The organism is Sinorhizobium alkalisoli (assembly GCF_008932245.1).
GTDB lineage: Bacteria > Pseudomonadota > Alphaproteobacteria > Rhizobiales > Rhizobiaceae > Sinorhizobium > Sinorhizobium alkalisoli.
On sequence record NZ_CP034909.1, the window covers coordinates 1,557,482 to 1,577,980 of the forward strand.

The window sequence follows — 20,499 nt, forward strand, 5'->3', positions numbered from 1 at the left end:
GACCCTCACGGAAAGACCACGTTCAACGCAAGCGCGAACACAACATAGATGAATGTGACCAAGCCGATCGGCACGCCCAGCACATGCAGGATCCGACGCTCGCCAGCCGCCACCATGATCGCAGCGGAGAAGAGCGCGACGCAGAGATAGACACCCAGCGTTGCGAAGCTCAGGGTCTGCCCGACAAGGAGCAGGGCAACGATCAAAACAAGGAGCGGCCGCCGCCAACGGCTGTCGGAACGCCCCATTCTGCCCATGAGCCGCGCGACTGCGAGGCCGATCATCGATATGGTGGCGATTCCGGTTCCGAAGGCGACGAGAAGCGGGAATCCGCCCGCTCCGATATCGTTCGAATTGAAAGGCTTCGGCAGGTGGTACGCCTGGACGACGTACCAGGATAAAATCGCAAGTACGATCAGACCGATCACGATTTCGAGTATCGGCAAAGGTATTCGGACATAGCCCTCCACTGGCTGCTCGCCCTTGTCGAGAACCTCGCTCTCCATGGTCTCCTCCTTGCTGCCACTCTGCCGGCAAGTGCCGTATGGCAGCCATTTCCTCCAGCGCCGTTCGATGTGTTTTCGGATGACGACGCAAAGAGACGCGCCCACTGGCACGGCCTCGATCTTCGTTATGGGCACTCAGAGGTGTGAATTGAACTGAGTATATATTGGGCAGAATGTTCATTCGCCTTGGTCAAGGTGGCCACGTCACCGGCAGGCGGACGCTACGGCCGATCCGAACCGTCGCCGCCGTCGCAGCAGTTTCGGCGGCGCTCAAATCTGTGGCTCATGCGGATGATCCAGGGAATGTTCGGCATCAGGATAAAGATGCGGGTCAAATGAAAGGCCGTGATCAGCGCAACGTCCTGGCCCAGAAATTTCGCTGTCAGCGCCATTTCGGTAACGCCACCCGGTGCAGTGCCCAGCACCATCAGCTCCCAGCTCAGCCCCGCCATCCGGGAGACGATGACCGCCATGATCGACGTCAGGGCGAGCATGAGAAGCGTCGTGACGATGGAAGCCGTGACGAGCCGCCCCGCCGCAGCGAAAAGTGATCTGCGGAAGGTCGAGCCAAGCCAGACGCCAAGAGTGACCTGCGCGCAGGAGAGAACGATTGACGGGTAGAAGGACGGGGCGACGCCAAGTGCCGAAACTGCCGAAGAGGCAGCCAAGGGACCAAGAAAGAAGGGATTGGGCACGCGACATGCTTGGGCCAGCAACGCCCCGGCCATTCCTGTGCCGGCGAGGAGGAGGACAGCAATTGCATCGAGCTCACGCGTTGTCCGCACCATGTCGCGAGCCGGCCACCCGTCGATCATGTAGATGGCGACCGGGACCAGGACCACGACGGACGCGATCCGCACGGTTTGAGACAGTATGACCGGACCGGGATTGCAGTTGTAACGTTCGGCCATAACCGCTGCCTCCACGGGACTCGTCGGCAAGGAGGAGAGAAAGGCCGCAGTTAGGTTCAGGTTGGCCACACGCGCAAGCAGGAGCGCGACCACGAGCGCGCAGCACGCCGTGGCGAGTGCCATCCCGATAAGAAGCGGTGCGAATGCCAGGAGCATGGCGAATGCGGCGGGCGAGAAATATACCCCCACCTGCGACGCAATGACGATCTGGCCGACCGGCCGCGTCTCAACGGGTATACGGATGTCCACCACGCCCGTCAGATAGAGCGATGCCGTGGCAAGCAGCGGTCCGATCATCCATGGCAGCGGCGACCCGATCCATGCCGCAAACGCCCCAGCGCCAGCACCGAACAGGTACACACCGACGAGGCGCGCCAGAAGCTGGCGGTGTGCGATTTCACGCCATGGCGGCACGCGCATCGTCCCCGCTCAACAGGTCTTCGCTGTCACACACCGCGCAGCATCGGCATTGAGATGTCCTTTCTCCTGCCGTTGCGTACTGATTTGCGACGCGGGCCCTCCTTCCCAGGTCGTGGACCAGCGGCGAGCGGCGGCCGCGGGTCCCGCGGTCACGATCAGATTCGAAATACAGTCTCATGAAATGCCGATGTTTTCTTGCTCCAACCAACAACTTATCAGATTGACGCACTGGCTTTGCACCTGCCTATCGGCAAGCCTGGAGCAAACAATTGGTTATGTTACCAGGCTGTCAATCCGCGCTATAGACGCAGTTCACTCGGCGCAAACTGGCAGATCGCAAAGGCGCACCGGAATTGCCGGCCCAGCGTACGGCACGCCGCCTCGGACAGCGGCAGCACCATTCATATTTGCGAGTGGAGGACCATATGACATCCATCGTCAGTCATGAACGCCGCGACGGACTCGCGATCGTCACAATCGACAATCCGCCGGTCAACGCATTGAGCTACGCCGTCAGGGCGGGTCTCATCGATGCAGTGCACGCTCTGGAAGAGGACCCGGCCGTCATAGCCGTGGTTCTACGGTGCGCTGGTCGAACCTTCGTGGCCGGCGCCGACATTCGCGAACTGGGGCAGCCGCCGCGGGCGCCCATCCTGCCGGAAGTGATCGAGGCGATCGAAGGCGCGCGCGTGCCGTGGATTGCAGCAATTCATGGAACAGCCCTGGGCGGAGGATTGGAGTTGGCGCTCGGCTGCCACGCAAGGATCGCCGATCCAGGAACAAAACTCGGATTGCCCGAGGCGAGCTTGGGCACGATCCCCGGCGCTGGCGGTACGGTCCGCCTGCCGAGGCTGATCCCGATCGCTGATGCCATAGAACTCGTGACAAGCGGCAAACCGATCGATGCCGCTCAGGCCCTGAAGGTCGGTCTTGTCGATCGCATAGCCGAAGGTGATCTGCTGGACGCTGCAGCAACGCTCGCGCGCGAGTTGCTGACCCGCCCCATGCCTGCGCCATTGGTCGATCGTCCCTGCCCGATTGGGGAGGCGGTCGATTGGAATTCGAGGGCGAAGGCTCTTGCCCGAAAAGCGAGAGGTGCGCAGGCGCCACTGGAAGCCTTGGAGGCGCTTCGCGAGGGAGTTTCCCTCTCGGGCCGCGACGCCTTGACGAAAGAAAGGGAACGGTTCCTGAGGCTCGTTGCTTCCGAAGAGGCAGCGGCTCTTCGCTACGCCTTCTTCTCCGAACGGAATGCGGGCAAGAGTCTTGCAGCGATGACGGCCGAACCGGCCGATCTTTCCCGCGTGGGTGTCGTTGGCGGCGGCACGATGGGCGCCGGGATCGCAATAGCACTGCTCCTGTCAGGCTCCGCAGTAAGCCTGCTCGAGCGGGACGAAGCTACTGTTGCAGCGGCGCGAAAGCGGGTTCTGGAGACACTGCAGGCAAGCGCTGCGCGGGGCGCGATCACGCTGTCGCAGGCAGACGACGCTCTCGCACGGCTGACGGCAACGCACGACTACACCTCGCTTTCCGACTGCCCACTCGTGATCGAGGCGGTATTTGAAGACATGGACGTCAAGAAACAGGTGTTTGCTCAACTCGATGCAGTCATGCCGCCCAAGGCAGTTCTGGCGACCAACACGTCCTACCTCGACGTCGACGCCTTGGCAGAAGCGACGGCCGACCCAACCAGGGTGCTGGGTCTACACTTTTTCGCGCCCGCCCACGTCATGAAACTTTTGGAGATCGTCCGCGGCAAGCGCACCGGTGATCGCTCCCTGGCAACCGGCTCGGCTCTCGCTAGGCGCCTGAAGAAAATTCAGGTGGTGTCGGGCGTTTGCCATGGCTTCATCGGCAACCGGATCATGGCTGCCTATCGGAGGGACTGCGAGTTCATGCTTCTCGAGGGTGCTTTACCGGCCCAGATCGATACCGCCATGAAGGCGTTCGGCTTCGCCATGGGCATCTTCGAGGCCCAGGATCTGAGCGGGCTCGACATCGCCTGGGCGCAGCGCAGGGCCGCGGAAGCGACGCGAGACAGGTCGCAGCCCTACTGTCAAATAGCGGACAGGCTGTGCGAGCTTGGACGGTTGGGGCGGAAGACGAGGAAGGGCTGGTACGATTACAGTTCAGGCGAGCCCCAAACCGATCCGGCAGTCACGCGCATCATCGAGGAAGAGAGGGTAAGGACAGCTGCGGCCGTTCGGGGATTTTCGAACGAAGAAATCATTCGGCGGATCATCAGAGTGATGCAGCAGGAGGGCGAGGCGCTTCTTGCCGAAGGAATTGCCGAAAGCGCGGCCGATATCGATGTAGTGATGGTCTCCGGCTATGGCTTTCCCCGCCATCGCGGCGGGCCCATGTACAGGAAGCAAAGCACTGTAAGGGACTGCTCCCTAAGTATTCAGCCACTCCATTTTAGCATTGCTTAAATCTTGGCGCACCCTCGCGAGTGAAGGTTCCCTCACAATTGCTTCCCAAGGCGGAGATCAAGGCATGACAACAATCGTAACCATTCCGGGCATCATGTCCGATGCCCGCACTTGGAACACCATCGCGGATGCGTTGAAATGTGAGGGAACCACCGTGCACGTGGCCGATACAAGCAGCGATACCACCTTGGAAGGGATGGCAGCACGCGCGCTGTCTGAGGCACATGGCGAGTTGATTGTCCTGGCACATTCGATGGGTGGTCGCATAGCCATGGAAATGGGCCGCCAAGCACCAGAACGCATCCGGGCCATGGTTCTCTCCAGTACGAATGCCGAAGGTCCAGATGTGCATGAAGCCGCTCAGCGCGAGGCCCGCATCGCAGAAGCGAATGCCGACATGATTGCTTACGCGCGTGGTTGGATCCCGAAAGTGATCTCGACCGCAAGTATGCGGAACGCTGATTTGGTGGCTCGTCTTCGACAAGTGGTCGAAAATTGTCCGCTTGAGGTGCACGAGCGGCAAAACCGTGCACTGCTCCTGAGACCCGATGCGACTGCATACTTGGGCACGTTCGAGTTTCCGGTGTTGCTGATTACCGGTTCAGAAGATCGTTTGTCGACAGCCGTCGCACACGATGCCATCGCAGCAATGCTGCAGGACGCCGAATCCGTGATCATAGAAGATGCGGGTCATCTGCTTCCATTCGAACAGCCACGAAGAGTTTTCGAGACCATCAAAGAGTGGCTTTCGCGTAAGAACTTGCGTCCACGTGAGTGCAACGCTTGAGGAACCGCTGAGAATCAGGCCTTTGCCGGGGCGGGATTTAGTAATCCGGCACGCCCACCAGACGGCTGCTGCTGTCAAAAAACCTTCGGCGCGTTTGCTCGCGTAGGCAGAATCGTGATTTCAGGACGAGATCAATCTCTTCACCTCTATGCCATGGCCGTGCTCCTCGTGCCAACAGAGCCATACCTGACTGAGACGTTCTTGAGGTCACCCGGTATATTGAGACTGAGCAGAAATCGAGGACTGTGCGGCATGCAAAAGCGGCCGCTTACAGGCCTAGTTGCAGTGTCGGCTTCTCGCGGCGCATTACTTTCACACAGCGGCTGGGTCTCTAAGCTCCACTCTCCACCCAATTCGGCCATTTATCACGGCACCAAGCGTTAGATTTTCACCACTAGACCAGGCGTCCGCCAGGACGCTGCTCGTTCTCAACCTCACGCCCGCGTTCCAGATCCGGCGCACTGTTGATCGACGGCATTTTTCTGTCGCGCCGCGGCCTCGCTTAGGCTAAAGAAGCCGCGAAACGCTCCCTGCAGCGCCGGGCGTCCCATCGGACACGCAAAGGCCGTTGCAGCACTCTGAATTCAGTATCTGCTGCGGTTCGCACGCGCCGTATTCTTCCCGGAAGGGTTTGCGCGCCGCCCGAAGGATTGACGGTCGACGATGACGATTTCCAACACCCGCCCCATCACCCCGGACCTCATCGCCTCTCACGGGCTGAAGCCCGATGAATACGAACGCATCCTGAGCCTGATCGGGCGCGAGCCGACCTTCACGGAACTCGGCATTTTCTCGGCGATGTGGAACGAGCACTGCTCGTACAAATCCTCGAAGAAGTGGCTGCGCACGCTTCCGACCAAGGGGCCGCGCGTCATCCAGGGACCTGGAGAGAATGCCGGCGTCGTTGACATCGACGATGGCGACTGCGTCGTCTTCAAGATGGAGAGCCACAACCATCCCTCCTATATCGAGCCCTATCAGGGCGCGGCCACCGGCGTCGGCGGCATTCTTCGCGACGTTTTCACCATGGGTGCGCGGCCGATCGCGGCGATGAACGCGTTGCGCTTCGGCTCCCCCGATCATGCAAAAACCCGCCACCTCGTCTCCGGCGTCGTCGCAGGCATCGGTGGCTATGGCAACTCCTTCGGCGTGCCGACGGTCGGCGGGGAGGTCGAGTTCGACGCCCGCTATAACGGCAACATTCTCGTCAACGCCTTCGCCGCCGGTCTCGCCAGGGCCGATGCGATCTTCTATTCGAAGGCGGAAGGCGTCGGCCTGCCCGTCGTCTATCTGGGCGCCAAGACCGGTCGCGACGGCGTCGGCGGCGCCACCATGGCCTCGGCCGAATTCGACGAGTCGATCGAGGAGAAGCGCCCGACCGTCCAGGTCGGCGACCCCTTCACGGAAAAGTGCCTGCTGGAAGCCTGCCTCGAACTGATGCAGACCGGCGCGGTTATCGCCATCCAGGACATGGGCGCGGCCGGGCTTACCTGCTCCGCCGTCGAGATGGGTGCCAAGGGCGATCTCGGCATCGAACTCGACCTCGACAAGGTGCCGGTGCGCGAAGAACGGATGACCGCCTACGAGATGATGCTCTCGGAAAGCCAGGAGCGCATGCTGATGGTGCTGCGCCCGGAGAAGGAAGAAGAAGCCAAGGCGATCTTCGTCAAATGGGGCCTCGACTTCGCGATCGTCGGCAAGACCACGGACGATCTGCGCTTCCGCATCCTGCACCAGGGCGAAGAGGTCGCAAACCTGCCGATCAAGGAACTGGGCGACGAGGCGCCGGAATATGATCGCCCCTGGACGCCGGCCAAGAGCCCCTCGCCGCTCGAGACCAACGACATCCCGCAGGCCGACATCGCTGATGCGCTGCTGAAGCTCGTCGGATCCGCCAACAATTCTTCGCGCCGCTGGGTCTACGAGCAATACGATACGCTTATCCAGGGCAATTCGCTGCAGTTGCCGGGTGGCGATGCAGGCGTCGTCCGGGTCGACGGTCACGAGACCAAGGCGCTCGCCTTCTCTTCCGACGTGACCCCGCGCTACGTCGAGGCCGATCCGTTCGAGGGCGGCAAGCAGGCCGTTGCCGAGTGCTGGCGCAATCTGACGGCAACGGGTGCCCTCCCCCTTGCGGCGACCGACAACCTGAACTTCGGCAATCCGGAGCGTCCGGAGATCATGAGCCAGTTCGTGCATGCGATCAAAGGCATCGGCGAGGCCTGCGGCGCCCTCGAATTCCCGATCGTGTCCGGCAACGTCTCGCTCTACAACGAGACCAACGGCCAGGCGATCCTGCCGACCCCGACCATTGGCGGCGTCGGTCTGATCAAGGACTGGTCGAAGATGGCGCGCATCCGCTTTGCGGCAGCCGGCGAAACAATCCTGCTCGCCGGCGCTCCCGAAGGCTGGGGCACGCATGTTGCGCAGTCGGTTTACATGCGCGACATCCACGGTCGCACCGACGGCCCGGCGCCGCATGTGGACCTGGCGCATGAGCGCAAGGTCGGCGATTTCGTCCGCACCCTGATCGAGGACGGCCTGGTAACCGCCGTGCATGACTGCTCGTCCGGCGGTCTCGCGCTTGCCGTCGCCGAAATGGCGATGGCGTCCGGCATCGGGGCGACGATCGCAGCACCGGAGGGACGCGACCCGATCGCGGTCTTCTACGGTGAGGACCAGGGCCGCTATGTCGTGACCGCCGCCGACGCCCACATCGATGCGGTCGCCGCAAGGGCGGAGACCGCGGGCATCGCCCTGCCGGTCATCGGCAGGACCGGCGGCGATATGGTCAAGCTCGGCGCGGCAAAGGCAGTGCCGGTTACGGACCTGCGGTCCGCCCACGAAGCCTGGTTCCCCACCTATATGGGTGGCGATCTCGCGCCGGACAATTGATCGAAAGCCCCCTCGAAAAGCCTCAAATCAGCATTTGCTTTCCGCCCCTGAATCGTGGTTCCCTGAACTCAGGTATGGCGAAAAGCAGTGCTTTCGCCCACGCGATAACAAGGAGTTGGCGTATCATGCCCATGGCACCAGGCGACATCGAAGACATGATCAAGGCCGGCATCCCCGGCGCCAAGGTCACGATCCGCGATTTGGCCGGTGACGGCGACCACTATGCCGCCGAAGTCGTGGCCGAAGCGTTTCGCGGCAAGACCCGCGTGCAACAGCACCAGATGGTCTACGACGCCCTGAAGGGACATATGGGCGGCATGCTGCATGCCCTCGCCCTGCAGACCAGCGCCCCGGACTGAGGCAGATGGCGGACCTGATCAAGGAATTCGTCAGCGGCGTCATCGACAGTGCATTAAAGGAAGTCCTCAAAAAGTCCGGCAGCCGCAGAACCGCGAACCGTCGGATCAAGCGTCGATCCCGGAAAACCGCGTCGGGCGGCGGACTGCTTGGCGATATCCTCGAGGCGGCAATCCGCAAGCCGGCGAAGAAGCAGGTGAGCCGCCGCCGCACCGTCAAGGCCCGAAGCAAACTTCGCCGCCGTTCTGCCTGAAGCACACGTTTTGCCCACCGCATGTTGAGGACCATCAATTTTTATTGCGGCGGGATGGGTGAAATATGCCCCCATGCATGCTATCTAGGCTCAGGAAGACCCGGTCCTTGAAGCCGGCGCGAGAAGGAAGACAAGATGAGCGGAATTCACGATTTCATTGACAACGAGGTCAAGACCAACGACGTCGTTCTCTTCATGAAGGGCACACCGCAGTTTCCGCAATGCGGGTTCTCCGGTCAGGTGGTCCAGATCCTCGACTACGTCGGTGTCGACTACAAAGGCATCGACGTGCTCGCCGATGGTGATCTGCGCCAGGGGATCAAGGACTATTCGAACTGGCCGACCATTCCGCAGCTCTATGTGAAGGGCGAGTTCATCGGTGGCTGCGACATCGTACGCGAGATGTTCCAGGCCGGCGAGCTTCAGACGGTTCTTGAGAACAATGGGATCTCGGTCAAGGGTGCCGCCTGACATCGAATGTCCGGCATTTCGCCAGGCTCGAAAAGGCGGGTGACCGCCTTTTTTGATTCCGGCGCTTTCTGCCGGTCTTCTAAATTTCGATGCGCTCCATGAGTAAGCCGCAAATTTCCGGTTACTTGCGTAGCATTGCCTCAGCGGTCTGCCAATCGTGAGACACCCGCCTGGCGATATATTCCACGCGCCTCGAACACGCGCGGCCCGGGCCGGATCTCAAGCACTGAATTCATACGCTTTACAATAGGTTTCCGCGCGTTTCCAGAGTTCTACTTTAAGTCGCGAGCGCGTGTCGCTGCAGGTATAATGACATGACAAAGCCGTTAGATCACACCGCCGCCCTTTCCGGATTGTCGAAGATACAGTTCATCGCATTGATGGCCATGCTGATGTCCATCAATGCGCTTTCGATCGACATCATGCTTCCGGGCCTGCAGCAGATCGGCGCCAGCCTCGGCGTCGCCGACGAGAACGAGCGCCAATACATCCTCTCCGCCTATTTGCTCGGCATGGGCTTTGCGCAACTGTTCTTCGGGCCGCTATCCGATCGATTTGGACGCAAGGCACCGCTTTTGGGCGGGCTTGCGCTCTACGCCATCTGCGCGCTGGCGATCGCTTTCGTGCCGACCTTCACGGCGCTCCTCGTCCTCCGGTTCGTCCAGGGTGTTGGCGCGGCCGCGACCCGGGTCGTGACGGTCTCGATCGTGCGTGACGTTTATGGCGGTCGCCAAATGGCAGAGATCATGTCCCTGGTCATGATGGTGTTCATGATCGTTCCGGTCGTGGCGCCGAGCATCGGACAGTTGATCATGATCTTTGCGGAATGGCACATGATCTTCGTGGTCATTGCGCTCTTCGGGCTGGCCGTTTCAGCACCGGTGGCCCTTCGGCTCAGGGAAACGCTGGATCCCGCCTATCGGCGTGCCTTCACGGCCGAGGTGATACTGGACGGATTCCGCATCGTGCTCACGAATCGGCTGGCGCTGTCCTACACGCTGGCGATATCGGTTCTCCTCGGCGGCCTCTTTGGCTTCGTCAACTCGGCGCAGCAGATTCTCGTCGGCATCTATGGCCTCGGCATCTGGTTTCCGGCGGTTTTCGCCACCTTCGCCAGCGCGATGGCGGTTGCCTCATTTGTCAATTCACGCCTTGTCCGGCGGTTTGGCATGCGTGCACTTTCGCATGCGGCTCTTCTCGGCTTTGGGCTTACGAGCTTCGTTTGGCTATCCCTGTCGCTGATGGGGCCGCTACCGCTGCCGCACTTTGTCGTCCTGCAAGCGGCGGCCATGTTCCAATTCGGGCTGATGGCAGCGAATTTCAATGCCATGGCCATGGAGCCGCTCGGTCACGTCGCCGGAACGGCATCCTCCGTTCTCGGATTCACCCAGACGGTCGGCGGAGCTCTTATCGGCGCAACCATTGGCCAGGCCTTCGACGGCACGGTCACGCCCTTGGCCGTCGGCTCTTTCAGCATCGCCGTCCTTGCCCTCGCCTTCGTACTGATCGCAGAGGGCGGCAAACTTTTCAGGCCACACAACCCCTCGGGCTAGCAAACGGTCTCCCTGTGTTTCTAGCGCAGGGCGCCGCTTTCCAAACTGCTCAAGGTCAGTTGATCACATACGGACGCTCGACAATGTCTACCATTACCGGACAACCAGATTCGCTCGACAGGGCTTCGGGCGCGGCCCGCATCCGCATGGGCCTCGTCGAATTCATCATTACCATCGCTCTCATGACCGCGAGCGTCGCGATCGCGATCGACAGCATGCTGCCGGCCCTGACGAGCATCGGTCAATCGCTCCGGGTTGCGAATGCCAACGACGCCCAGCTCGTCATCGCCGTGTTCTTCTTCGGCTTCGGCTTTTCACAGATCTTCTTCGGTAGCCTGTCCGACGCATTCGGCCGGCGCGTCGTGCTCATGGGAGGTCTTGCCGTCTTCACCCTCTCGATGTTTGCCGCGTCGCAGGCGGCGAGCTTCGAACAGTTGCTGGCGCTACGCTTCGTCCAAGGGATCGGCGCCGCAGCCATCCGCATCACGACGCTTGCGATCGTTCGCGACTGTTTCGGCGGCCGCGAGATGGCGCGCGTCATGTCCTACGTCATGATCGTCTTCATGATTGTGCCGATCGTCGCGCCGTCGTTCGGACAGCTCGTCGTCTTCTATGCCAGCTGGCATTGGATCTTCACTCTGATCGGTTGTATCGGCTTCGTGCTCTTCTTCTGGGCGCTGGCGCGCATGAAAGAATCGTTGTCGCGCGAAGAGCGCCTGCCGCTCTCGGCGAGCGCCGTCTTTGCCGGCTTCCGGACGGTCCTGACGAACCGAATCACCTGCGGCTACATGATCGGCATGACGCTCTTCACTGCTGTCATCTGTGCCTATATCGTGACTGTCCAGCAGGTCTTCGGTGAGGTCTACGGGCTCGACGAGTGGCTGCCGATCGCCTTTGCCGGAACGGCGGGCGGCATCGCCGCCGCCAATTTCGCCAATGGCTTCTTCGTCCGCAGCTTCGGAATGCGCCGCATCTCGCATGCCGCGATGATCCTGTTCACGGCGCTGGCAGCCAGCGGCTATGGCGTGTCGCTCGGCGGCACGCCCACCTTCGTCGTGAGCTATGTCCTGTTTTCGGTCCTGCTGATGTTCTTCGCGGTCATCGCCACCAATTTCACCGCCATCAGCCTCGAGCCGATGGGACATCTTGCCGGAACAGCAACGGCCATCACCGGCTTCGTCTCGACAACGGGCGGGGCGCTTCTCGGCGGCGCCGTCGGGCAACTCTTCGACGGCACCCTTGAACCGCTGTTCGGCGGCTTCGCCCTCTTCGGTCTCCTGACCATTCTCGCAACGCTTTGGGCAGAAAAGGGAAGGCTCTTCACCCATCCCGGGGATCAGGATGCCGTGCACGACCACGGTGCCCACGTTTGACACTGGAGGATACGATGCGGGCGGTCTCCCGCCCGCATCCCTCACCCTAATTCGAGCGGTGGTCCCGTGAAGCGGAGATTATGGCGGCTTGCGGCCGCCAGGATTGCCGGCATATCGGTCGAGATGGAATAGTGGCCGGCCGCCATTTCTGCGAAGAAGGCTTCGAAGCCGCCCGGTGTCAGGATGACGAGATGCCGACAAGGACGGTCTCCGACGATTTGGAACGTATGCTCCGACCCCCGCGGTATGAATACCGTTTCTCCCGGGCCGCGCCTTAGCTCCTCACCCTCGAGCCAGAATTTGCACTGACCTGTGACGATTATGAAAATCTCGTCTTCGGTTTCGTGTACGTGCCGCGGCGGACCGCTTCCGACCGGCGAGAGACTGTCGACGATCGACATCTTGCCGCCTGTAGCCTCGGTGGACAAAATCGTGCGGTATCTGACGCCGTTCCAGTCGATCGCATCGCCGGGATAATCTTCATTGTTCATCGTCTTTCTCCGTTTAAGCGTAAAAAAACGAAAGCGCTCTCGTTGACTCCTGCTTACTCACCATCTCACTATCGGTCCAACCGATTGTCGTGATAGGTGCTATCGCGAAAATGAATTTTGCAACATTCGACCTCAACCTGATGCGCGTTCTCGATGCCATTCTGCGCGAAGGCTCTACGGTGCATGCGGCCAAACGGCTGAATATGTCCCAGTCCGCCGTGTCGGGCGCCCTGGCGAGATTGCGGTACTCACTCTGTGACGAACTCTTCGTCCGCCACGGCAATCGCTTGGTTCCGACCGATTACGCCAAGTCCATCGAATTGCCGCTCAGGGAGGAGCTTGATCGGCTTGCAGCCATTCTTGCGCCGCCGAGCGCGTTCGATCCGGCGACAGCCGTGGGAACGTTCCGTATCACGGCAAGCGACTTCTTTGCGGAGATGCTGATGCCGCCGCTGGCCGACCTGCTGCGCAAGCAGGCGCCCGGCATCAGAGCGCAGCTCGTCGATCTCGTTCCGAACAGCTATATCGATAGCCTTGAGACCTATCGCGCCGACCTCGCCCTCATTCCGAACCAGTCGATTCCGAACTGGACCAGCAGCCAACCTCTCTTCTATTCGAGCTTCGTCGTGATCGCACGGCGAAGGCATCTTCAGTTGGCGACGGCAGGCTTGGCGCCGGGAACGATCGTGCCGATGGACCTGTACTGTGAGCTCGACCATGCTCTCTTTTCGCCCGAGGGAAATTTCTCGGCCATGGGCGATGCTGCCCTGGCCAGAATGGGCCGCAGCCGGAAGGTCGTTATGACCTTACCGGTGTTCTCCGGCGTTTGCCGCGCCGTCGCGGAAAGCGACCTGATCGCGTTGGTCCCGCGTCAGCTTGCCGAACGCGTCGCTCCACAGATGGGCTTGGAGCTCTATCGCCCGCCCATGCCGATCGATCCGCCCCTGGTCATTGCTGTCTGGCATCGTCGCTCCGCTTCGAGCCCCTTGCACCGCTGGATGCGTGAGAAGATCATCGGCTTGACGCGCCGCCTCAATGAAGGTGAGCACACCTCCATTGGATCATGACCAAATCCGGCACTTGCCTCCGATCAGGCTCAGACCGTGAAGACCTCGCGCCGCAGCGCGTCCCAGCTTTCCTTGTCCGTCGCCAGCAGCAAACCGCCGCTCAAATGCGCCGGCAGGTAGGGTGACCCGTCGAAGCGCGCGGCAAAGGCACCGGCCTCCTCGGCGATCAGCGTGCCGGCGAGATGGTCCCACGGCATCAGCTTCTGATACATCAGAAAGTGCAGGTGGCCGCCGGCAAAGATGCGATATTCATGCGCCGCGCAGCGGTAGCTGGTCGCAATCCGCACCTTCGCGAGGTTGCCCATGACGATGCGGCGATCGGCTTCGCCATAGAAGCCCGTCGAAGCGCCGCCGACCATGTTTTGAAGCGGCACGCCGGTGCTCACCGACAGTCTTTCCTGTGAGCCGTTCGGCCGGCACATCCAGGCGCCGGACCCTTTCTCGGCAATGACCCAATCATTGCCGAGCGGATCGTAGATGATGCCGGCCACCGTCTCGCCCTTGGCGACCACGCTTGCCATCACCCCGAAGAGCGGCATGCCGGCCGCGAAATTGAACGTACCGTCGATCGGATCGACGACGATGGCGAGATCGGCATCCGCCAGCTCTTCGAGGAGCGCCGGATCGGCGGCGACCGATTCCTCGCCGATGAAGACGGAGCCCGGCGCAATCGCATCGATCCGCGATTTGATCAGCCGTTCCGCCGCTTCGTCCGCTTCGGTGACAAGGTCGATCGCTTCCGTCTTCACCCGCACATCGCCGGATTCAAGATTGCGGAACCGCGGCAGAATTTCCTTCATCGCCGCCTCCTGCAGAAGGTTTGCAAGGGCGGCAATATCGACGGAATGGCTCATTCTCGGGGCTCCGGGGAAAGGGACTGGAAATCGAACAGCTTGGGATCGAGGAGGTGCGACGGGTTCGCGTGCCCGAGCGCGCGAAGCATGGTGTCCTTGCGACCGGGCATACGCCGCTCGATATCGGCAAGCATCGCCTTCATCGCGTTACGCTCGAGCCCATCCTGGGAGCCGCAAAGGTCGCAGGGAATGATCGGAAACGCCATCGCCGCCGCGAAACGCGCAAGATCCTCCTCGGCCGCATAGGCGAGCGGACGCAGCACCATCAGGTCGCCGTCGTCGTTGAGAAGTTTCGCCGGCATGGATGCGAGCCGTCCGCCATGGAACAGGTTCATGAAGAACGTCTCGAGGATATCCTCGCGATGATGCCCGAGTACGAGCGCATCGCAGCCTTCCTCCCGGGCGATCCGGTAGAGATTGCCGCGACGCAGCCGCGAACAAAGCGAGCAATAGGTCGCCCCCGTCGGCAGCTTTTCCTTCACGATCGAATAGGTGTCGCGATACTCGATCCGGTGCTCGACGCCGATCGACGTGAGATAGTCCGGCAGGATGTGCTTCGGAAAGTTCGGCTGCCCCTGATCGAGGTTACAGGCGACGAGCTCGACCGGCAGCAGGCCGCGCCACTGGAGGTCCATGAGCAATGCCAAAAGGCTGTAGCTATCCTTGCCGCCCGACACGCCGACAAGCCAGCGCCTCGCACCGTTGAGCATCGCAAAGTCATCCAGCGCTTGGCGGACTTGCCTGAGCAGACGCTTGCGCAGTTTATTGAAGGCGACCGAGGACGGCATGCGCGAGAACAGCGGATGGCTGTCGGCGTCAAGGCCGGCGAGATCCTCATCGACAGCGATATTCGTCCTGTCGCGCTCAGACGATCGTGCGGTTTCCATGGCATCTGTCTCGGAATGTGCAGGGCATTAATACGGCCAAGGGCTGAACCAGCACTTGCCCGGTCGGCCCCGGAAGATCAAGGGGAAATCGAACCGCCGCCCCTGTGATTCGGCACAATGGCCCCCCTCCCCGTTTTTGGCGGTGGAGAGGGACAGGATCGTGGCGCCCTCCCCAGCTACCTGAAAACACGGAGTAGCGTTCCGGCCAAGGCTGGAGATCGCCGACATCTTTCGTAGCTATGGCCCCGCGTGGCAGCGGGCCAATGCCGGCATGTAAGCCTGGTCCAGCTCAAGGTCATGAAGGCGATCGAAGTCTGCCGAACCGAGGCGCTCTCGGCCAGGATGTGCTGAATATGGCGCTTACCGATGAGGCCCGCGCCAAGTACGGCCAGCATAACCCGCTGATCATGGTCACTTCAGCCCGTGCTGGCCGCCTTGATCATTGTCGCCGCGCGCCGGATGGCAAGCTGGTAACCTTCTGTTCCAAGGCCGCAGATTACGCCGTCGGCGCGGTGCGAAACGAACGAATGGTGTCGGAAGCTTTCGCGCTTGTGCACATTGGAGATGTGGATCTCGATCACGGGCCCTTCAAATGTGTTCAGAGCGTCGAGGATAGCGAGTGAGGTATGGGTGAAGGCCGCCGGATTAATGACGATGCCCGCACCGTCTTCGCGCGCCTCATGAATCCAATCGATGATCTCGTATTCCCGGTTGCTCTGATGAAAGCGGATTTCATGGCCGAGTTCGGCTGCCAGCTTGCGGCAGTCCGCCTCTACGTCTGCGAGGGTTTCATGCCCGTAGATGTGCGGCTGGCGTTTGCCAAGCAGGTTGAGATTTGGTCCATTGAGAACGTAGATCAAACTCATAGCATAGTGTCCTTGTTGAGCACGTCGTCCTGGTCAGACGACTGCCGTGGCTTGAGCAGCAAAATCAGGGTCCGACTCGTAGAGATCGGCACGCAAACCGAGCCTTCCAGCTTCGAGAGCAGGCGCGGCGATCACCCGCGCGGCCTCGAGAACGGCAGTGAGAAGCTTCTGCTTGATCTCCGCAGTACGACCCGGTGCCATCCGCAAGATGATTTGGATGAAATGATTATCGAGATTTTCATCGCCGACGCAGGAGTATGTCGCCTCCCGCGCAAGCGTGCGCACGGCGGAAGGTTTCACAAGGCCGCCATCGCGAACGCAGCGATGCACGGCCAGGGTGAGCCGGTCCATGGCCACATGCTCGCCCGCGCCCCGGCTATAATCGATGATGATATGCGGCACTTGGGATCTCCCCATCAAGCCGACAGGCGGCATAAATCGGTAAAGTGACGAGACATGCGCTCTGCGTCGGGTGCGATCCCGGTAAACAATTCGAAAGCCGCTGCTGCCTGGTAGACGGTCATGCCGCCGCCGGGAAGGGTCCGGCAGCCTTTTCCTTCGGCGAGCGCAAGGAGCTCAGTGACGAGCGGCATGTAGACGATGTCGGCGACCCAATGCCGCGGCAGAAGCCAATCCGGGTCGATCGGCAAACCTGGATGGCTCTTCATCCCCGTCGGTGTCGCGTGGATAAGGCCTTCCGCGGAGCGCAGGGCACCGCCGACGTCCGTCGTGGCACGGGCACAATCCCTTGAGAAGCGATCGTTCAACTGCCCAGCCAAGGTCTCTGCCCGTTTCGAATCCTGGTCAAAGATCGATATTCTCTCAATACCGAGCTTGATTGCGGCATGCGCCACGGCGACACCGGCACCGCCGGCGCCCAGCAGCACGGCATGCGACATCGCGACGTCCGGAAGGCCGCGCTGGAAATTCTCGTAGAAACCGTACCAATCAGTGTTGTGGCCGATCCTCTCGCCGTCACGAAAGACCACGGTGTTGACCGCACCGAGCATCTCTGCATCCTCGGAAAGGCGATGGAGGTGGGCGATCACCGTCTGTTTGCACGGATGCGTAATGTTGCTCCCGGCAAAGCCGCGCCGCTCTTCCTCGTCGAGGAGGTCCGGCAGCGCCGAGGCGGGAAGGCCTCGCTCGGCCAGATCGAGAAGCTCGTAACGGTAATCGAGGCCCTGATGTCGAGCTTCCGTTTCGTGGAGCGCCGGGGACTTTGACATTTGAATGTCGGCCCCGATCAGTCCCACGAGAAATTTCTTGTCGTGCATTGGCATCGCTTTCGAACGTCAGTGGTGGGCCAGGATTTCGCCGAGGAAGGTTTTCGTGCGTTCATGCCGGGGAGACTTGAAGAAGACATCCGGTTGGGCCTCTTCGACGATTTCTCCGGAAGCCATGAAGATGACGCGATCGGCGACTTGGCGGGCAAAGCCCATTTCGTGCGTGACGCAAATCATCGTCATGCCGTCACGGGCGAGCCCGATCATGGTGTCGAGCACTTCCTTCACCATTTCGGGATCAAGGGCAGAGGTCGGTTCGTCGAAGAGCATGACCTTCGGCTCCATGCAGAGCGCGCGAGCGATGGCAACGCGTTGCTGTTGGCCGCCGGATAGCTGCGCTGGATATTTTTCCGCTTGGTCAAGGATGCGGACGCGCTCGAGATATTTTCGAGCCAGTCGCTCTGCGTCAGTGCGGCTTGTGCCTCGAACACGCATCGGGGCAAGCGTACAGTTCTGAAGCACGGTCATGTGCGGGAAGAGATTGAAACTCTGGAAGACCATTCCCACTTCGCGACGGATCGCATCGATGGACTTGCTGCTTCCGTCCAGTACCTGACCCTCGACGACGATCTTGCCGTCCTCGATCGTTTCGAGGGCGTTGATGCAGCGGATTAACGTCGATTTCCCGGAGCCTGACGGCCCGCAGAGGACGATTTTTTCGCCTTTGCGGACCGATAGGCTGATGGATTTCAAGGCATGGAAAGCGCCGTACCACTTCTGTACGTCCTCAAGGGAAATCAGCGTCGGTTGACCGGTTGCGGTATTGAGCACGGAACTCTCCATTTGGGCTTTAGAGCATGATCCGACCGGAGTAAAACGAGGATCGATAAGATCATGCGTCGGAAGAAAGCGTTACAGCGCCGATCTGATCCAGTCAGATCGGCACGCGCTTAGTTGACGGTGAACGGGATGTTTGGAATCGATTCCGGGAACTGCGGCAGATCGATTGCCATCCACTTTTTCGTGACGGCGGCAAGCTCACCATTGGCCTTGATCTTCTCGATGAAGGCGTTGACGGCTTCGTTCCAGTCCTTCTCGCCGAGACGGGTCCCGACGCCGTTGTAGGTCGTCAGAAAGTCAATCTTGCGCTCATAGGTGCCGGCACTCGCCGCATCCAGACGCTGGCCATAGAACTGGTTGCCGCCAATCGCCTTTACCTGTCCGGAGATGAGAGCCTGAATGGTTGCGGCGTCGTCATCAAAGCGGCGAACCGTCGCGGTGGATCCGACGGCGTCCGTGACGGCCTTGTCCTGCGAACTGGACTTAGGAACGCCAATCTCCCATCCCGCAACGTCTTCAGGCTTCGTAACCGTGTCGGACTTCGCGGCATAAAGGGAAATCGTGTTAGCGGCGTAGGGCTTGCTGTATTGAATCGATTTCGCGCGTTCTTCCGTCATCGCCATCGTTGCGAACAGGATGTCGACTTTGCCGGTCGTAAGCGCCGGAATTCGGTTGGCGACGGCCAGCGGCTGGAATTGAACGTTCACGCCCAACTCCTTAGCAAAAAGGTTGGCGACGTCGGCGTCGAAGCCGTCCTGCACGCCGCTTGTGTTGACGAACCCCCATGGCGCATTGTCGCCCTGGATGCCGACCACAAGCGTGCCCTTTGCCTTGATTTCCTCCACACTTGCCGCAGAGGCGGTGGCAGCACCAACGGTTGCGAAGGCAATGGTTGCCAGTGCAAGTCCGAGAAAATTCCGACGATTGTGATGCATGCTTATTCTCCTCCTCAAGAGTTTTGCTTCGAGCGAAGCGGTTATCGGGCAGCTTTCGCCATCCGTTTTTCGAGGCCGCTTCCGGCATGGGAGAGCGGCCAGCAAATGATGAAGTAGATTGCGCCGACGATCCCGAAGACGAGCAGCGGACGATAGGTCTGGTTTGAAATGATCTGGCCGGCGCGAGTGAGTTCAATGAAGCCGACGATTGCTGCCAGCGACGTGCCCTTGATGAGCTGGACAAGGAATCCGATCGTGGCCGGCATCGAGATTTTCAGGGCCTGCGGCAGGACGACGTCTTTCATCCGCGAGACATAATGCAGACCGAGGGCGTTGGCGGCTTCCGTCTGTCCCTTTGGCACAGCCTCGATGGAACCGCGCCAGATCTCTCCCAGGAAAGCACTGGCATGGAGCGTGAAGGCGATTGCGACCGCGATCCACGCATTGACCTCGATGCCCAAAAGCGCAACGCCGTAGTAGACAACGAAAAGCTGCATCAGAAGGGGCGTGCCCTGGAAGACGCCGATATAGCCTGCTGTGATCCTCCGGGCGGCTTTCGTCTTCGAGGTGCGCAGCAGCGCGATCAGGATTCCGAATATCCCCCCACCGATGAACCCTACGATCGCGAGCAGCACGGTCCACTTCAAACCCTGCATCAAAAAGAAGAATTCATTTTCACCGATTGGACCCATGGCTGCCTCCTATCGCGTCGGGTAGTTGAAGTAGCGGCGGGAAATAAGGGCGAAGAGCCCCATCATCAGGGTCGAGATAACCAGATAGATAGCGGTCACCGTGAAATAGACTTCGAAGCTGCGGAAGGTGTCAGACTCAATGCGCTGAGCGGCCGAGGTCAGTTCGTAAGCGGCGATTGACGTGCAGACGGACGTTGTCAGTGTCAGCATGATGAACTGGCTTGTGAGCGAGGGATAAATCGCCCGCAGCGCCGGCTTGAGCACGATGAGCCGGAAGACGTCCGCCTTGTGCAGTCCGAGGGCGAAGCCAGCCTCGATCTGGCCACGCGACACGCTCTCGACCCCGCCTCGAATGATCTCGATTGCGTACGCGCCACCGTTGATGCCGAGGGCAATGATCGCCGTAACGGTCGGATTGAAGCGTATGCCCATGAGAGGAAGGGCAAAATATATGAAGAATATCTGCACGAGGAATGGCGTATTACGCACGACCTCGACGAACACGATCACGGGAGTGCGTGTGATCTCGCTCTTGGACGTCCTTGCCACAACGCCCAGGATTCCGATAACGAGCGCCAGGAGCATCCCAGCCAACGCAAGGCCAAGCGTTCCAAGCGAACCCCACAGCAATTCCGGGGCGCGGTCGAGGACCGCACCGAAATCGAACCTATAAGGCATGTAAGACT

Annotated in this window: 21 protein-coding genes and 1 pseudogene; 10 read left to right on the plus strand and 12 right to left on the minus strand. The window is 60.6% G+C overall.

Going from position 1 to position 20,499, the window contains the following annotated elements; genetic code table 11:
* Window positions 1-5: 5 nt before the first annotated feature.
* Both EKH55_RS07690 and EKH55_RS07695 read right to left on the minus strand, forming a co-directional pair.
* The gene (locus EKH55_RS07690) at window positions 6-506 is read right to left on the minus strand and encodes a tripartite tricarboxylate transporter TctB family protein (protein WP_151611281.1); all 501 of its coding nucleotides are present in this window, start codon (window positions 504-506) and stop codon (window positions 6-8) included.
* Between the two features lie 221 nt (window positions 507-727).
* Entirely contained in the window at window positions 728-1,831 is a 1,104-nt protein-coding gene (locus EKH55_RS07695) for an AbrB family transcriptional regulator (RefSeq protein WP_210249909.1), read from the minus strand.
* A gap of 431 nt (window positions 1,832-2,262) precedes the next feature.
* Here EKH55_RS07695 and EKH55_RS07700 point away from each other — a divergent pair, with 431 nt between their 5' ends.
* The 8 genes from EKH55_RS07700 to EKH55_RS07735 all read left to right on the plus strand — a co-directional run bounded on the left by EKH55_RS07700 (window position 2,263) and on the right by EKH55_RS07735 (window position 11,955).
* Window positions 2,263-4,266 carry a 3-hydroxyacyl-CoA dehydrogenase NAD-binding domain-containing protein gene (locus tag EKH55_RS07700; RefSeq protein WP_151611283.1) on the plus strand — a complete coding sequence of 668 codons (2,004 nt, stop codon included), beginning with the start codon at window positions 2,263-2,265 and terminating at the stop codon, window positions 4,264-4,266.
* 64 nt (window positions 4,267-4,330) lie between these two features.
* The gene (locus EKH55_RS07705) at window positions 4,331-5,053 is read left to right on the plus strand and encodes an alpha/beta fold hydrolase (protein WP_083265318.1); all 723 of its coding nucleotides are present in this window, start codon (window positions 4,331-4,333) and stop codon (window positions 5,051-5,053) included.
* Window positions 5,054-5,716: 663 nt separating this feature from the next.
* A complete protein-coding gene (gene purL / locus EKH55_RS07710; RefSeq protein WP_069458537.1) occupies window positions 5,717-7,948 on the plus strand; it encodes a phosphoribosylformylglycinamidine synthase subunit PurL in 2,232 nt (743 codons plus the stop codon).
* A 125-nt stretch (window positions 7,949-8,073) separates the two neighbouring features.
* A complete protein-coding gene (locus EKH55_RS07715; RefSeq protein ID WP_069458536.1) occupies window positions 8,074-8,307 on the plus strand; it encodes a BolA family protein in 234 nt (77 codons plus the stop codon).
* 5 nt (window positions 8,308-8,312) lie between these two features.
* Window positions 8,313-8,558 carry a hypothetical protein gene (locus EKH55_RS07720; protein ID WP_069458535.1) on the plus strand — a complete coding sequence of 82 codons (246 nt, stop codon included), beginning with the start codon at window positions 8,313-8,315 and terminating at the stop codon, window positions 8,556-8,558.
* Between the two features lie 135 nt (window positions 8,559-8,693).
* Window positions 8,694-9,029, plus strand: coding sequence for a Grx4 family monothiol glutaredoxin (gene grxD, locus EKH55_RS07725; protein WP_069458534.1), 336 nt, complete (start codon window positions 8,694-8,696; stop codon window positions 9,027-9,029).
* A 314-nt stretch (window positions 9,030-9,343) separates the two neighbouring features.
* The gene (locus EKH55_RS07730) at window positions 9,344-10,582 is read left to right on the plus strand and encodes a multidrug effflux MFS transporter (RefSeq protein WP_083265317.1); all 1,239 of its coding nucleotides are present in this window, start codon (window positions 9,344-9,346) and stop codon (window positions 10,580-10,582) included.
* A gap of 83 nt (window positions 10,583-10,665) precedes the next feature.
* A complete protein-coding gene (locus EKH55_RS07735; RefSeq protein ID WP_069458533.1) occupies window positions 10,666-11,955 on the plus strand; it encodes a multidrug effflux MFS transporter in 1,290 nt (429 codons plus the stop codon).
* 41 nt (window positions 11,956-11,996) lie between these two features.
* Here the strand turns inward: EKH55_RS07735 and EKH55_RS07740 are convergent, their stop codons facing one another.
* Window positions 11,997-12,446: a cupin domain-containing protein gene (locus EKH55_RS07740; RefSeq protein WP_069458532.1), complete on the minus strand. Its 450-nt coding sequence runs from the start codon at window positions 12,444-12,446 to the stop codon at window positions 11,997-11,999.
* Between the two features lie 110 nt (window positions 12,447-12,556).
* Between EKH55_RS07740 and EKH55_RS07745 the strand changes: the two genes are divergently transcribed.
* Window positions 12,557-13,513, plus strand: a complete 957-nt coding sequence (locus EKH55_RS07745) for a LysR family transcriptional regulator (RefSeq protein ID WP_069458531.1) — start codon at window positions 12,557-12,559, stop codon at window positions 13,511-13,513.
* A 29-nt stretch (window positions 13,514-13,542) separates the two neighbouring features.
* Here EKH55_RS07745 and EKH55_RS07750 read toward each other — a convergent pair whose 3' ends face one another.
* Window positions 13,543-14,367, minus strand: a complete 825-nt coding sequence (locus tag EKH55_RS07750) for an inositol monophosphatase family protein (RefSeq protein ID WP_069458530.1) — start codon at window positions 14,365-14,367, stop codon at window positions 13,543-13,545.
* Window positions 14,364-15,254: a tRNA 2-thiocytidine(32) synthetase TtcA gene (gene ttcA / locus EKH55_RS07755; RefSeq protein ID WP_069458529.1), complete on the minus strand. Its 891-nt coding sequence runs from the start codon at window positions 15,252-15,254 to the stop codon at window positions 14,364-14,366. The genes EKH55_RS07750 and ttcA overlap by 4 nt, the downstream gene beginning before the upstream one ends.
* A 211-nt stretch (window positions 15,255-15,465) precedes the next feature.
* Between ttcA and EKH55_RS30250 the strand changes: the two are divergent.
* Window positions 15,466-15,599, plus strand: a pseudogene (locus EKH55_RS30250) (IS91 family transposase); the annotation flags it as partial.
* 71 nt (window positions 15,600-15,670) lie between these two features.
* On the opposite strand, the gene aroQ reads toward EKH55_RS30250, so the two are convergent.
* The 7 genes from aroQ to EKH55_RS07795 form a co-directional block, all read right to left on the minus strand.
* Window positions 15,671-16,120: a type II 3-dehydroquinate dehydratase gene (gene aroQ / locus EKH55_RS07765; protein ID WP_069458528.1), complete on the minus strand. Its 450-nt coding sequence runs from the start codon at window positions 16,118-16,120 to the stop codon at window positions 15,671-15,673.
* A gap of 33 nt (window positions 16,121-16,153) precedes the next feature.
* The gene (locus EKH55_RS07770; protein WP_069458527.1) at window positions 16,154-16,522 is read right to left on the minus strand and encodes a 5-carboxymethyl-2-hydroxymuconate Delta-isomerase; all 369 of its coding nucleotides are present in this window, start codon (window positions 16,520-16,522) and stop codon (window positions 16,154-16,156) included.
* A gap of 14 nt (window positions 16,523-16,536) precedes the next feature.
* Window positions 16,537-17,397 (minus strand): shikimate dehydrogenase, encoded by an 861-nt coding sequence (locus tag EKH55_RS07775; RefSeq protein WP_192803756.1) that lies wholly within the window; start codon window positions 17,395-17,397, stop codon window positions 16,537-16,539.
* Window positions 17,398-17,415: 18 nt separating this feature from the next.
* Entirely contained in the window at window positions 17,416-18,189 is a 774-nt protein-coding gene (locus tag EKH55_RS07780; RefSeq protein WP_069458525.1) for an amino acid ABC transporter ATP-binding protein, read from the minus strand.
* Window positions 18,190-18,296: 107 nt separating this feature from the next.
* The gene (locus EKH55_RS07785) at window positions 18,297-19,121 is read right to left on the minus strand and encodes a transporter substrate-binding domain-containing protein (RefSeq protein ID WP_069458524.1); all 825 of its coding nucleotides are present in this window, start codon (window positions 19,119-19,121) and stop codon (window positions 18,297-18,299) included.
* Window positions 19,122-19,162: 41 nt separating this feature from the next.
* On the minus strand, window positions 19,163-19,813 hold the full coding sequence (locus tag EKH55_RS07790; RefSeq protein WP_069458523.1) for an amino acid ABC transporter permease: 651 nt from the start codon (window positions 19,811-19,813) through the stop codon (window positions 19,163-19,165).
* Between the two features lie 9 nt (window positions 19,814-19,822).
* Window positions 19,823-20,491 carry an amino acid ABC transporter permease gene (locus EKH55_RS07795; protein ID WP_069458522.1) on the minus strand — a complete coding sequence of 223 codons (669 nt, stop codon included), beginning with the start codon at window positions 20,489-20,491 and terminating at the stop codon, window positions 19,823-19,825.
* Window positions 20,492-20,499: the final 8 nt, after the last annotated feature.